The sequence below is a fragment of the Sulfitobacter sp. genome, assembly GCF_041552635.1.
Lineage (GTDB): Bacteria > Pseudomonadota > Alphaproteobacteria > Rhodobacterales > Rhodobacteraceae > Sulfitobacter.
In genome coordinates this window covers 1-12908 of sequence record NZ_JBFEKM010000121.1, presented here as the reverse complement: position 1 = coordinate 12908, position 12908 = coordinate 1, and the positions used below count along the sequence as shown (strand labels likewise).

Here is a 12908-nt window from a genome sequence, read left to right as displayed (position 1 = left end):
TTGATGCCGCGATTGCTGCCCTGTTCACCCTGTCGGTGGTCGAACCGATGATGGTGGGCATTTTCGGCGGCGGTGTCGCGCATATCCGCATGAAGGACGGCACGCATGTGGTGCTAGACGGGCTAAGTGCTGCGCCCTTGGCGGCGTCATCCGATGCTTTCCGTCCCATCGCGGACGAGGGGCCGAATTATATGCAGGTCGCGGGCCGCGAGACTGAGTTCGGGCCCAAAGCTGTCGCAACCCCCGGCAATCTGCGGGGCTGGTGTGACGCACTCGACAGCTATGGCAGCCTGCCGCTTGACCATGTCATGGCCCCTGCGATCCGCCATGCCGAACAGGGTTTTGCCGTCACGCCTTATTTGGCCAATTGCATCGCAGAAGCCGCCGCCGAATTGGCGCTGGACCCCGAGATTGCCCGCCACCTGCTGCCCGGTGGTGTGCCGCTATGTGCTGGGCAAAAGTTGGTAATGACAGATTATGCCAAGACCCTGCGTGCCATCGCCAAAGATGGTCCAGATGTGTTCTATCTCGGTCGCCTTGGCCAAGCGGTTACAGATCATATGGCCCGTGCCGGTGGTCTGATCACGGCTGAGGATCTGGCAGCGGTTCAAACCATGACCCGCGCGCCGATGATGGGCAGCTATCGCGGCTATAGCATCTTTGGCCCTCCGCCACCCTCGGCGGGCGGGGTGCATGTGGTTCAGATGCTCAATATCCTTGAAGGGTATGACATCGGTGCAATGGGTTTCGGATCACCCGAGGCGACACATCTGCTGGGTGAGGTCCTCAAGATCGCATTTGCCGACCGCGCGGCAGCAACGGCTGATCCGGCATTTGTGGACGTGCCTGTCGAGCAGTTGATCGCCAAGGAATATGCAACACAGCGCCGCAGTTTGATCGATATGGACCGGACCCAAGACTGGCAAGCCGGTGTATCGCCAAGGATTCCGGCGGAATCCGCGAATACGACCCATGTCAGTGTCGCCGATGCTGCGGGCAATATCGTGGCGACGACACAGACGATCAACGGGCTGTTTGGGGCGCGCTTTATGATCCCCGGTACCGGCATTATTCCCAACAATTACATGTGTCTGTTCGATCCACATCCGGGCCACGCCCTGTCGATGGCACCGGGCAAACGCGTGACGACATCCATGGCCCCGACGATCGTGATGCATGGTGATGCGCCTGCCTTTGCGATTGGTTTGCCGGGGGGATTGCGCATTTTCGGATCGGTGTTGCAGGCGTTGGTCAATTTGATTGACCATGGCATGACCCTGCAAGAAGCGGTCGAAGCACCGCGCCTGTGGACCCAAGGCCAAGAGATCGAGGTCGAAGAGGGCTATGGCGGTGCCCGCCAACACGCGTTGCGCGCAAAGGGCTGGCAAGTCCTGAGTGTGCCGCATGTCGGCGGCGGTATGGCCGGGATCGGTTTTGGCCCGCTGGGTGGCAAAACCGGCGCTGCCTGCTGGCGAGCAGATGGCACGGTGATGGCGCTTGGCGGGGGCTATGCCCGCGCTGGAACCCGATTTTGGCCGGATGTGCCGAAACCAGTGCCGTCCTAGAACCACCTTGCAGGGTTACGCCATTGCGCCGCTTATGTCTGGTCCGCCTGACTGTGACGCGCCAGATGGGCCTGCGCTTGGTCGCGCGACGGTGGGGTGCTGCCGCCCAACAAGATCAGATGCCAGAAAAACTGGATTTCTGCGGGGTCTTTCATCAGCGCGGCAAAGGCATCGCGATGCCAGCGGACTGCATGATCATGGGCGTATTGCACGCCATTCAGGGCGCACAGGCTGGCCATTTCGCGCCGGGTGCCGTCCAGCATCGGGTCAATCATGTGATCTTCTACAGTATTGAAATTCCGCTCGGCCCAATAATGCAGATCAAGGGTCTTTGTCGTTCGGTTCGGCAACCCGCGCCCGCGCTTCACCATGAATTCCGCTGCCGAGCGCAGCGAATAGTGATTAAGCCGCGCGCGGGCAGGGGCCTGCATCAGGCCGAACAGGTTGATGCGATTTTCTGCCCTTGCAAAAATGTCTGTGGCCGGTGCGGTCCCGCCAAGGTTCCAATGACCCGGACCCTTGCCCTTGTTCTTGGGACGATGCACGCCAAGTTTCTGGAATTTTTCGGGGCGAAATAACGTCTTGAAAAAACTGCCAGCAGGCAGAAAAAACGGATCAGGGGCGCACAAGTTAAACCGCTCCGGGGTGAGGCGATCCTCGAAGTTTTCCAGCCTCGCTGCGCCAAACAGCCGCCACGGCAGGGCAATGGCATCGGTGTTTTCAGGGACCGCTGCGATCAGATCGTTGAAACTTTGTAACGGGGCCTCAAGACATAGAAATTCATCGCAATCGAAAAAGATCACCCAATCGGCGGCCTGCATCAGCGGATGCCCGTCGGCCAGCCGCATCGCTTGCCATTGTACCGATTTCACAGGCTCGGGCGCAAAGCGCACATGGGTCACATCGGGGATCAAATCCAGCAAGGCATCTGTGCCATCATCGCAATCATGGGTGAAAACCAAAAACGCATCGACGCCGGCCGCGCGGTGATGGGCGATCCACTCTAGGCAATAGGGCCCTTCGTTTCGCATACAGGTTACAGCAAGAATGCGGGTCACGGGGTGGGGCTGCCTTGATCAAGGAAGGGTTGCGTTGCGTAATTGACTCTCATGTGGGCGGTCGCAAGTCAATCTTGCGCCCCAAACCTGCCTAAATTCTAACGATTCTTTACAAGACAGCGGGTGCTAAGCTATTCTGCATCCCGAGCAGTTACATCAGACACAGCAAAAATAGTGTCATCAGAGAGGCCGAAATTATGAATGACCGTCGCCCCGTTGCGTCGCTTTGGATTGGTGAGAAACTTCACTATCTGAACCAGCTTTGCCTGAAATCCCATGTTGTCGCGGGTCACAAGACGATCCTGTATTGCGCCGACAAGGTTGATAACGCCCCCGAAGGTGTCGAAGTGCGCCCTGCCTCCGAGATCATGGAGATCGACCGCGCCTTGGTCGAGGCGACCAGCGCCTCGTTCCTGTCGAATGTGTTTCGCTACAAGATGATCCAAAAGACGGGCGCGATCTGGATTGATTGCGATGCGTTCTGCCACCAGCCGTTCCCCGAAGAAGACGAATATATTTTTGGCCGCCACGGTATGTCCGGCGCGCTGAACTGTGGTGTCGTGGGGATGCCGCAGGAATGCGAGCTGATCGACCAACTGCTTGATTACTATGACAACCTGCCGGGTTACCCCGCATGGTGGAACAAGAACCAGCGCAAGAAATACGACCGCCAAGACCCCAAGCTGTCCCACGCACACCGTATCTATAACGCCGAGCGCACGGCATTCGGCCCGCAGGCATTTACCTACTTTGCCAAGCAGACCGGCCAGTACGACAAGGCAAGTGAGCGAGAAGTGCTGTACCCTGTGCCGTTCCAACTGAACGACGTTTTCTACGACCCCTATGGTCGGGTCGAAGGGCATTTCACGGACAAAACCCTGTCGGTGCACCTGTACACCAACGGCACAAAGCCATGGTGGGAAAAGAACGAACCGCTGCCCGGATCATACGCCGCGCGGATGTGTGAAAAGATCGGCATCGACCCGTCCAAGGCGCTGCGCTAAGCGACCGCAAGAGGGTTAAGGCCATCAACCTAAAACCGCATAAAAGCCCCCACGGCAAGCTGCTGGCCATCTCGATGATGAAGGATGAGGCACCATTCCTACTGGAATGGTATGCCCATCATCTGGCCGTTGGGTTCACGAAAATCCTTGTCTATACCAACGATTGCAGCGACGGCACCGACGAGATGCTGATCCGCCTCGAAGAATTGGGGCTGGGGTATCATCGCCGCAACGACATCCCCGAAGGCGTCAAGCCGCAGCCCTCTGCGATGAAATACGCGCAGAACGAACCCAAAGTCGCCGAAGCCGACTGGATATTGATGTTCGACGCGGATGAATTTCTGTCGATCAACTATGGCGATGGGACGCTGGACCCCATGCTGGACGCCGCGGGCGATGCGAACGGCATTATCATCACGTGGCGGATCTTCGGCTCTGGCAATGTGGTCGACTGGTCACGTGACCCTGTCACTGAACAGTATCTTTATGCCGCGCCACCCACATGGAACAAGGGATGGGGCGTCAAGACCTTGTTCAAGTTTGATCCCGACAAATGGAAGATCGGCATCCACCGCCCGTCGATCAAGAACAAGGAACTTGAGACCGGCTTTCCCGACACGGTCAAATGGCTTAACGGGTCGGGCCTGCCGATGGAGGATTACTTCAAGTTTCGCGGCTGGCGGTCGATCCGGCGTACGGTTGGCTATCAATGGGCGCAGATGAACCACTATGCGGTGAAATCCATCGACAGCTACGCGATCCGTAAATTCCGTGGCAACGTGAACAACAAAAAAGACAAGTATAACGCCGACTATTGGTCACTTCAGGACCGGAATGAGGTCTATGACGACAAGATCCTGCGCTACACCGAACGGCGCCGCGCGATCATGGACGAATTGCTGACTGATCCGGTGTTGTCACGCCTGCATTGGGCCGCGATTGACCGGGTAGAGGCGCGCTTGGAAGAATACCGCAAAACCGAGGCCTATGAAGAGCTGAAGCAATCGCTGATCGAAGCCTCCAAAGTCCCGATCACCCAGATCGTTGCCAAGCCGCCCAAGGCCCGCGATCCGGCTGAAATCGCCGCGCTGATGTCGCAGGTCGAAAAGAACAACGCTGACCGCCCCGTCGAGGAACGCCGCAAAAAGCCCGAAGCCGATTTTGCCGATGTCGGCGAGGGCGGGGATGGTTTCGTGCCCGGAGAGATTGACGTGACAGCGCAAACTGCCGTCGAATGGGTGCCAAATCACGAGATTGAATTGCCTGCGGATGTACGCATATTCGCGCAAAATACCCTCGATTTCGTGATGCGCGGCAAATACCAGCGCCGGATGGCGCGCAAGATCGGGCGCATGGTCGAAGATGGCCAAAAGGTGCTGGATCTGGGCGCAGGCGTCGGGTTCCTGTCGATTTTTACCGCCAAAGAGGTGCCGCAAGCCATTGTGATCGCACAGGAAGACAACGCATCACGGATGCAAATCATGCGCAACATTCTGGCGCATAACGATATTAATCTGGGCACGCAGCTGACCATGACCACAGATCAGGTCGTGTTCCCCGACGACGCGGACAAGACCGTTGCGCGTATCAACCAGTTGATCGCCGCTGAAAAACCCGAGGTTCTGCGCGCAAGCTATGAACAGATCGGCGCAAAGTTGTTGAACCGGATCGAACTGGGCACCGTAAAACGGATCGTGCTGTTCGGTCCTGCAATTGCGAGTTTTATGCGTGAACAAAAGAAAGTCGATGACCCGACATTGGCCCCCTCAGAAGAACTGAGCGTGCCGGAGTTCGTGATCATCGAACCCCGCGCCAACGCCGAAGCAGCCAATCAGTCGTAATATCCGATCCGGCGCGCCAGATCCTGACCTGCTTCGGTTTGCATGATTTCCTGAAAACGGGCGTGGCGCAGTTCAAGGCATTCGTCATAAAGCGCCTTCAGTTTTGCATCGCTCATCAAGAAATCATAGATTTCTTGCGCAGCCGGTGACAGCCCGACGCCGCGTGTGTCCATGTTGCCCTTGCGATTGGCCGTGTTCCAATAGTGCTCGGATTCACCGACGCGGTCGTTTTGACCACCATCGCCACGATCCACCTTGAGGATAAATTCTTCGGCGCTTTTGATCGAATAATGGTTAATCTGGGCCAGATCCCGCGTGCCATTCGACGCAATCGCCTTGTAGGCGCTGTCGGTGAATTCCGGCGGCATGGTCTGGCCGGACCCGTTGATCCACTTATAGCCCTTGGATGAAAAATCCATCGTCACCGGGCGGTGCGGGCGGCGCGGGCCTTCGACTTTGTTGCGATACAAGGTTTTGACAGCGGTCAGCACTTCTTGGCCTTCGGCCTCGGCCCCTTCCAGATCGGACGCCATCTGCGTGTACATCCTAGTGACCAGTTCGTCCTCGGCGTTTTTGTGGTTGCTGCTGTTGAAAGCTATCGAAGTAAAGGAAACGACATCGGCCTCGCCTGTTTTCTCAAAGAAATCATCAAAGGTCTTGATGTCACCAGTAAAGTTCAAAAATTCGTCCGGGTCGGTGGTATAAACCCACGGGGCCGCTTGATACCGCCCGAAATGGCCCGCGAACCGCAACGCCATGATCAGCCATTTGCCGTGGTTGGGAAACATCACTTTGGGGTTGGGCTGGTGCTTGCAGCGGTGCGGCCAGATTTCCTCGATGCGGTCCAGAATTTTGTCGGTGTTGTCCGTGCAAAAGTTGCTGAAGACCAGCAGATCATCAATGCCAAGGGCAAAGTGGTGCGCCATCCATTCGATAATATAGGGTCCCTCATTGCGCATCACCGCAAGCAACAGAGCTTTTTCACCACCAATGGCCATAGTCCAACTTTCCAATTCTAGTCTGGGCGTCTTTGTGACAACTTCTGTTATCAAAGTGCTAAGACTTTGGCCATAATCGCGCAATACGGGGGCAATATTTATCGCAGGGATTGGTGCGGCGAAGGGATGGTAAAGGGTGCCTAGCAGCGAGGTTTTGGTCTATGATTTGACGTGCAATAGACTGGCAATAAAGACAATAATCCGCTGTCTTCCTGAGGCATGAGCATTCCATGCTGACGTCAAAAGAATTTGTTAAATCCTCGATCTGGCATCAGTTGGGCAGGCATGCAGGGGTGAGTTTTCTTATGCGCCCGAGGCGTTTGCACGGGCGATCGCGGCATCAAGCGGTATGACCTTGTCATGGGATCACACGGCCAGTGCGCCCAGGGATTTGAACGGTGGGCAGCCGTCAAAAGATCCGGCCAAACCGTGGCAGGCCGAATTGGACAGGCGGGCGAATGCCTAACAAAACTACCGATGCCTTGCATTCAATTCTCGAGGCAGGTGACGATTTCGATTTTCTGGTCGACATGCAAGACCACCGCAATCGCGGGGTCGCCGACGCACAGGGTCGCGCGGCACCGCTGTTCAACTTTAACCGCTTGCACGAACGCCCCAAGGGGCAGGTGTTGTGGCCGCTGCCCCTGTATCACGACATCGGCAGCCCTGAATTTCTGGGCAATCTTGACCCGTCCCGCGTTGCGTAGGGGGGGATAAATCAGACCGTGTTGTCCGGCGCGGCGGGCCTGGCAACCGCGGCCGTCTGGGCCCGCGTGACCGCGGCGAAATGATCCGAATGCACCCGCTGTTGCGCAAATATAAAAGCGGCGAATTCAGCCATGGCGAAACCCTTCATGTGCTACAATCCATGCAGCGGTTCAGGTTTTTGCCCCGCTATATTGATGACCAGCGCTTTGATCTGGGCTATACCAATTCAGACGGTTTTATCCTTGAGTAAGAACCGCTTTTGGCAGAGTTCGAGCGCCCTCGCATCCCGTGCGAAGATTTCCAGACCTATAAATATATCGTCGATTGCCAGTTCGAAACCTTTGCGACCCATCACTTCAAGCCATGGGAGCATTTTGTACCGATCCGGATCTGCGCAAGACCATCGCCGTGGGGGTGATTAGCGGGATGCGCAGTGGCTTGGGGTTGCCCAAGACCATGCCCGCAGTCGGGGTTACGAACGTGGGCGGTGCAAAGCCGACAGGTAAAAAAACGCTTCAGTCAGAAAACTTGCGGCCCCCGCACGCAAAACCGCCGCGAAAAACACCAGATCATCCACAAAACGTAAGACATCCGATGGATGCTTTCGATTTGCCGACCAAAGGGCCGGAACTTTGAGCGTGCCGAACCTGTCGATTTTCTTTGTTGCGAACCCGCCGAAATATCAGGGTATGGGGTGCTATCTGGCGGCATCGATCCGGACGCATTTCAAGGAAGACGTTGACCTGATTGGGTATTGCTCTGCCGAAACCATCGGCGACATGGACCCTTATGCGTTGGCGATCTATAGAAAGCTGAACGTTGACGTGCGGCCTATTGAAACCGCTGGTGTGTTTGATCCACCTTATTCCCATGGCAAGAAGATGGTCGCGGCGCAGCAACCCCGGCGCACGCCCTATTCGGCCTTCATGGATAGCGATATGCTGTTCATTGCCCCCAACCGCGCCGACCAGATTTACAAGGCCGGGCACGTGTCGGTTGCGCCTGCGACATCCATGCTGTGGTCAGGGCAGGATATCTAGAAGGACATCTATGGGGCCTGCGATATGCCGCTGCCCGAAGAAGGCATCTGGCTGTCGCGCCAGCGCCGCAAGAAACTGATGCCCTATTTCAACGCTGGTCTGATCGTGTTTCCCTAAGGACTGAGAACAGACAGTGGCGAAACCTTCGTCGATGTGTGGATGCTTCTGGCGCAGGTGATTGACAAGGTCGACCTGATTAAAAAACGCCCCTATCTGGATCAGATGAGCCTGCCTTTGGCGATCCGTGCGGCGGGCCTTGACTGGAATATCTTGCCCGAGGAACAGCACTATATTCTGGGCGGCCGCCTGCGCGGCGAACCTTTGCCCGAGGACAAAAATATCAAGATGATCCATTACCGCAATATGAAGGTCCTCAAAGAGGTCGACATGCTGCGCAAGGCCAAGGGCATGTTGGAATAGCACGTCGGTGAACGCTGCTTTGACAAGATCGACCCAGCCAAATTGCTGGCTGATGACTGACGCCACCGTCGGCAATGGTCCCGTGCCTAAGGGCCGGGTCAGCCGTCAGGTGATCTATGACGGCACGTTGTTGCGGCTGGAATATACCGGGCCTGCGGACGGTTCAGCCCAGCGGGTTCTGGTGGCATTTGCCCCGTTCGACTATCCGTTCCAAACCGATGAAGGGGGCTGGGGCACGCGGTCCTTTGCCAAGCGGGGTATGGCACATGTCTGCGTGTTTCACCGCAAAGAAGACTGGCACCAGCACGCTGAGTTTTTTACCACCACGGAGGCCTGCCGCGCGTTCTTTGGGCCGTTGCCGGATGTGACTGCATACGAATTCAGCATGGGGGGCTATGGCGCGCTGCTGGGGGCCAAGGCGCATGATGCGCGCCGCGCCATTGCGGTGTCGCCGCAAAGCTCGATTGATCCTGCTGCTGTCTGGTTTGAACGCCGCGACGGTGAATAATGGGCCAAAATGGATGGCTGGCTGCATGATTCGCGCGCCCATATGGACGGCGCACGCAGCTAGATCGTCCTGCATGGGCAGGACAAGAAACACGAGGCGCGGTTGCCCAAACCCGCAGGCTATGCCCGCATTTTGCTGCGTGGGTCGGGGCACGCAGGCATTCAAACCATCGTGGGAATGGGCAAGCATGATGCGCTTTTTGACTTGCTGCGCGGTAATATTCCGACCCGCGCCATGCGCTAAGCCTATCGGGCAGGGCGCAGAGACGGCTTTCGCTATCTGCGCAAACTTGGCAGCGCCCTGCACGAGAAAAACAAACCCGCTGCCGCCAAGTTCTTTGAGGTCGCGGAGCAAAAAGGCTTTCACCGCTTGATTAAGAAATGGACGCCCTTCTACAAATAACGCTACCGGATGCACGATCCCTTTAGAACGGTGCTGGATCATGTCATACTTACGTTCAACTGCGATCCGTCAGAGGACATGAAAAAGATGCAAGACCACGGTACCGCCAAACGCGGCGTTCTTTTAAGGGCGAAGAACGGCGATGTGATCGGCTTTGACGATACCGGTTTGCGCATGAACTTGTCCGACAGTGTGATCGCCGACATTCACCGCCGTTTGCCGGTAGGACAGGGCGACGCCGCGATTGACCCGGCCGTGCTGGGCGATGTGGATGCATGGAACCTGCGCCAGCGCGGCGATTGGTATGTCTTTAGCGCCAATCTACCCGGTGCCCAAGGCCCGCGCCAGTTTCGCCGTGCTGTCAAAGCCGAGTTTGACGCCAGCGCCCCCGATATCATCGCCGACACCGCAGGCGCGGTCTATGGTCTGCTGGCCCTTGGCGGGACACGCCGCGCAGTGACGGCGCATGAGCCGATGTCTTTTCCCTATCACGTGGTCACCACGGGCGATGATCTGGGGCCTGCGGGGGCCGCGGGAACGGAAGACGTCGCCGCAACCCCAGTGATCCAAAAGCTGACCGAACAAACCCGCGACAGCCTGATCGGCGATGAAATCCTGCGCGGTCGGCTGGCGGATCACCGCGCCTTGCCTTTGATCTATGCGCGCTCTGAAACGGACAGTTCGGCCTGTATCGGTAACCTGTCGCAAGGGGCCGCCTTTGCCAATTTTCGCCAGACCGTCGCCAATCTGTGTGATGCGGCAAGGTCGCTGGGGAAACCCGCCAAGGTGCTTTCAGTTGGCCTTGATTTCACCCTCGAAGACGTGGTCAGCACCGCGCCTGACTGGACGCGCGGCATGCACGCCCTGATGCACCAGATTACCGATCTTTTTGCTGATCATGGTCTACGTAAGCCGCTGTTCACGGCGATCTTTGATGCAGGCACAGCCGATATTTCGGACAGCCCGATCCTGCGCGCGCAGTGGGATTTGGCATGGAACAAGGGCGGGCACGACCATGTCTATGCCGCACCCGGCTATATGTTCGCCCAAGACCCCTTTGGTCGCCCGACCGCCGATGCCCGCCTACAAATGGCCGAGATGGAGGCAAGCGCCATCGAGGCGCGCAACAGTGATGCGCCTTGGGCGTGTCCTGTTCTGCTGCTGGCCGAACGTGAGGACGATGCATCTGTGATCCGCTGCCGGGGCGAGGCGTTGGGCGACTTTGTGCTGGACGCGGACGACCCGCTAAACGCGGGCGATGCCTGCGGTTTCAGATTCGAGGGCGATGACAAAGCGGCTAAAATCATCGACGTGCGGGTGGACAGCCGGGACCGCAACGATGTGCTGATCACCTGCGACCGGCCCCCCAAAGGCAAGGGGCTGATGCTTTGCTATGCTCTTGGTCACCCTGCATCAGACGACGGGATGCCGGCCAATCGCGGTACTTTGCGCGATGGTTTTGCCCGAAATAGCGCGACCGGCACGACCCTTCATCGCTGGGCTTTGCCCGCAGCATTGCCGGTGCATTGAATGGATAAATTCCCCCACTTGTTTGTCGACATTGACCTGCCTGATGCGGTTTTGCTGCGCGAGGCACCCGCGCCAAAACAACCCGAAGAGGTGCCCCTGCAGCACCCCAATGATGCCGATGCCATATGGTATCGCGCCACAGAAGATGCCCTGACGCTGGACGCCAGCGGCGCGATCACCGCATGGAGCCCCGAGAATGGTCTGGGCAGCGTTGCCCGGCCAGCAGAGCCGAACGAAGGGCACGCGCGCCCGGCAGCCGGCAGCGGGATCGCCTATATTCGCGAGGTGAACGGTGGATTTGTCGTCGATGCCGCCTTGGTCGAGGCCGAGGCATTTTGCTGCGCCATCCGCCTGCAATCACCCGAAGGTCAGTCGCGCACGATCATCACGCTGAACCCGCCGGAGGGGAACAACTATCTGTTTTTATCCGAAAAAGACGGTCTGTTGGAGTGGCGGGATGATGCCGGGTCAGTCGAGGTGACCTTGCCCGCGCCCGGCGGCACCTTTTGGGTGTTGGTGGGCTATGACAAAGGAAAAATCAGCCTTACAGCCGCCAAGACTGGCGTAAAATTTCCATCTCCTCAAACCAGCCCCGATGGCAGCGCGGCGTTGGCTGCGGCGCTGGATGGCGTGAGCGATCTGTTCATCGGTTGCCGGTCGCACCGCAAGGGCATCCTTAAAACGCTGGGCCATTCGGTGATCCACGACGTGCTGTTCTGGATTGATACCGCACCGACCACACCCGCAGCGCTGGACAGAACCACCCAAGCCTGCCGCTTTGTCGAGCGCATAGGGGACGCATCATGAGTTTCACCAAGCAGACCACCAAAGACGACAATATCTGCGTCATCTGGATTGATGACATGATCGACATCTTCACGTGGCGCAACGCCTTTGGCCTGACGATCAGCACCCCCAATATCGACCGCTTCATGGGCGAAGGGACGCGCTTTGCCAATGCCTATGCGACTGTGCCGTTATGTGCGCCGTGCCGTGCGGAACTGGCCACGGGTCTGTCACCGTTCCGCACCGGATTGGTCGATCTTAACCGGTTCTGGCGCGATATTCTGCCGCCTACGACGGGCTGGCAATTCGATCTGCGCCGCGCGGGGTTTCGCACCTTTACGACCGGCAAGGTCGACAGCAATTATAAACCCATGCCCGAAGAATACGCCCGCATCCTGTTCCATGAACAACCCGAGGCGAAAGACGCAGGCAAGCGCAACAACGTCAAAAAATACCTTGATAAAGGGCCGGGGATCGCGGGGATCAACCACCCCAATGACGACGGATCGCAGGACCACAAGTTCTATGATTATTCCGTCGCGCAAAACGCCATCGACTATCTGGGCCGCGCTGATCCGAAACGCCGCCATCTGATTCAGCTTGGCTTCAAACATCCGCATTACAATCTGCAAACGCCGGACCGGTTCTATCAGCAATATGATGTGGACAAGATCAGCTGGCCCACCACCGCCGCCCCCGAGGATTATTTCGGACCCCAGGAAGGCATGGCTGTCTACGAGGCCGCCTATATCGCCAACGGCCCTTGGACGCCGGAAAAGGCGGGCGACCAGGCGTGGCGTCAGGTGGTGCGGGCGTATTTCGCCGCGATCAGCCATGTTGACGGCGAAATCGGCCGCTTCATGGAGGCGCTACGGGGCTCTGAGCTGGGGCAAAGCACCACGGTTTTGCTGCTGTCGGACAACGGCTTTAACCTTGGCACCCACGACAGTTTCCACAAGATGAGCCAATGGGACAGCGCCGCCCATGTCCCCCTTGGTGTCTGGAATGCGCGGATGGAACAGGGCCGCGTCATCGACCTGCCCGTGTC

14 protein-coding genes are annotated in these 12908 nt (G+C 57.8%); 12 read left to right on the top strand and 2 right to left on the bottom strand.

All coding sequences use genetic code 11. The annotated features are described in order from the left end of the window. The coding region (gene ggt / locus ABYT07_RS14230) for a gamma-glutamyltransferase (RefSeq protein WP_372992691.1) at positions 1–1565 on the top strand (1565 nt) is incomplete at its 5' end. 32 nt (positions 1566–1597) lie between these two features. Here the strand turns inward: ggt and ABYT07_RS14225 are convergent. After that, the gene (locus ABYT07_RS14225) at positions 1598–2623 is read right to left on the bottom strand and encodes a glycosyltransferase family 2 protein (RefSeq protein WP_372992689.1); all 1026 of its coding nucleotides are present in this window, start codon (positions 2621–2623) and stop codon (positions 1598–1600) included. Between the two features lie 197 nt (positions 2624–2820). On the opposite strand from ABYT07_RS14225, the gene ABYT07_RS14220 reads away from it, so the two are divergent. Together ABYT07_RS14220 and ABYT07_RS14215 are read left to right on the top strand one after the other, a co-directional pair. Continuing rightward, entirely contained in the window at positions 2821–3627 is an 807-nt protein-coding gene (locus ABYT07_RS14220; protein WP_372992687.1) for a hypothetical protein, read from the top strand. 74 nt (positions 3628–3701) lie between these two features. Continuing rightward, on the top strand, positions 3702–5468 hold the full coding sequence (locus ABYT07_RS14215) for a glycosyltransferase family 2 protein (protein WP_372992685.1): 1767 nt from the start codon (positions 3702–3704) through the stop codon (positions 5466–5468). Here the strand turns inward: ABYT07_RS14215 and ABYT07_RS14210 are convergent. Continuing rightward, positions 5459–6466, bottom strand: a complete 1008-nt coding sequence (locus ABYT07_RS14210) for a glycosyltransferase family 2 protein (RefSeq protein WP_372992683.1) — start codon at positions 6464–6466, stop codon at positions 5459–5461. The two genes, ABYT07_RS14215 and ABYT07_RS14210, sit on opposite strands and share 10 nt — an antisense overlap. A gap of 458 nt (positions 6467–6924) precedes the next feature. On the opposite strand from ABYT07_RS14210, the gene ABYT07_RS14205 reads away from it, so the two are divergent. The 9 genes from ABYT07_RS14205 to ABYT07_RS14165 form a co-directional block, all read left to right on the top strand. Continuing rightward, on the top strand, positions 6925–7173 hold the full coding sequence (locus ABYT07_RS14205) for a hypothetical protein (RefSeq protein ID WP_372992681.1): 249 nt from the start codon (positions 6925–6927) through the stop codon (positions 7171–7173). A gap of 80 nt (positions 7174–7253) precedes the next feature. Beyond that, the gene (locus ABYT07_RS14200) at positions 7254–7424 is read left to right on the top strand and encodes a hypothetical protein (RefSeq protein ID WP_372992679.1); all 171 of its coding nucleotides are present in this window, start codon (positions 7254–7256) and stop codon (positions 7422–7424) included. Between the two features lie 382 nt (positions 7425–7806). After that, entirely contained in the window at positions 7807–8214 is a 408-nt protein-coding gene (locus ABYT07_RS14195; protein ID WP_372992677.1) for a hypothetical protein, read from the top strand. A 159-nt stretch (positions 8215–8373) separates the two neighbouring features. Beyond that, positions 8374–8634 carry a hypothetical protein gene (locus ABYT07_RS14190; RefSeq protein ID WP_372992675.1) on the top strand — a complete coding sequence of 87 codons (261 nt, stop codon included), beginning with the start codon at positions 8374–8376 and terminating at the stop codon, positions 8632–8634. Positions 8635–8686: 52 nt separating this feature from the next. Continuing rightward, entirely contained in the window at positions 8687–9142 is a 456-nt protein-coding gene (locus tag ABYT07_RS14185; RefSeq protein WP_372992673.1) for a hypothetical protein, read from the top strand. Between the two features lie 102 nt (positions 9143–9244). Continuing rightward, complete coding sequence (locus ABYT07_RS14180; RefSeq protein WP_372992671.1) at positions 9245–9385, top strand: hypothetical protein; 141 nt, start codon at positions 9245–9247, stop codon at positions 9383–9385. Positions 9386–9622: 237 nt separating this feature from the next. Next, positions 9623–11074 (top strand): hypothetical protein, encoded by a 1452-nt coding sequence (locus tag ABYT07_RS14175; RefSeq protein WP_372992669.1) that lies wholly within the window; start codon positions 9623–9625, stop codon positions 11072–11074. Continuing rightward, on the top strand, positions 11075–11881 hold the full coding sequence (locus ABYT07_RS14170) for a hypothetical protein (RefSeq protein ID WP_372992667.1): 807 nt from the start codon (positions 11075–11077) through the stop codon (positions 11879–11881). After that, on the top strand, positions 11878–12908 hold a 1031-nt coding region (locus ABYT07_RS14165), incomplete at its 3' end, for a sulfatase-like hydrolase/transferase (protein WP_372992665.1). The genes ABYT07_RS14170 and ABYT07_RS14165, both read left to right, overlap by 4 nt.

Bases quoted from the DNA above. Each gene is read 5' to 3' on its own strand.
- ABYT07_RS14220 (WP_372992687.1), top strand. From the start codon at position 2,821: ATGAATGACCGTCGCCCCGTTGCGTCGCTTTGGATTGGTGAGAAACTT.
- ABYT07_RS14215 (WP_372992685.1), top strand. From the start codon at position 3,702: ATGATGAAGGATGAGGCACCATTCCTACTGGAATGGTATGCCCATCAT.
- ABYT07_RS14210 (WP_372992683.1), bottom strand. From the start codon at position 6,466: ATGGCCATTGGTGGTGAAAAAGCTCTGTTGCTTGCGGTGATGCGCAAT.
- ABYT07_RS14205 (WP_372992681.1), top strand. From the start codon at position 6,925: ATGCCTAACAAAACTACCGATGCCTTGCATTCAATTCTCGAGGCAGGT.
- ABYT07_RS14200 (WP_372992679.1), top strand. From the start codon at position 7,254: ATGATCCGAATGCACCCGCTGTTGCGCAAATATAAAAGCGGCGAATTC.
- ABYT07_RS14190 (WP_372992675.1), top strand. From the start codon at position 8,374: ATGCTTCTGGCGCAGGTGATTGACAAGGTCGACCTGATTAAAAAACGC.
- ABYT07_RS14185 (WP_372992673.1), top strand. From the start codon at position 8,687: ATGACTGACGCCACCGTCGGCAATGGTCCCGTGCCTAAGGGCCGGGTC.
- ABYT07_RS14175 (WP_372992669.1), top strand. From the start codon at position 9,623: ATGAAAAAGATGCAAGACCACGGTACCGCCAAACGCGGCGTTCTTTTA.
- ABYT07_RS14170 (WP_372992667.1), top strand. From the start codon at position 11,075: ATGGATAAATTCCCCCACTTGTTTGTCGACATTGACCTGCCTGATGCG.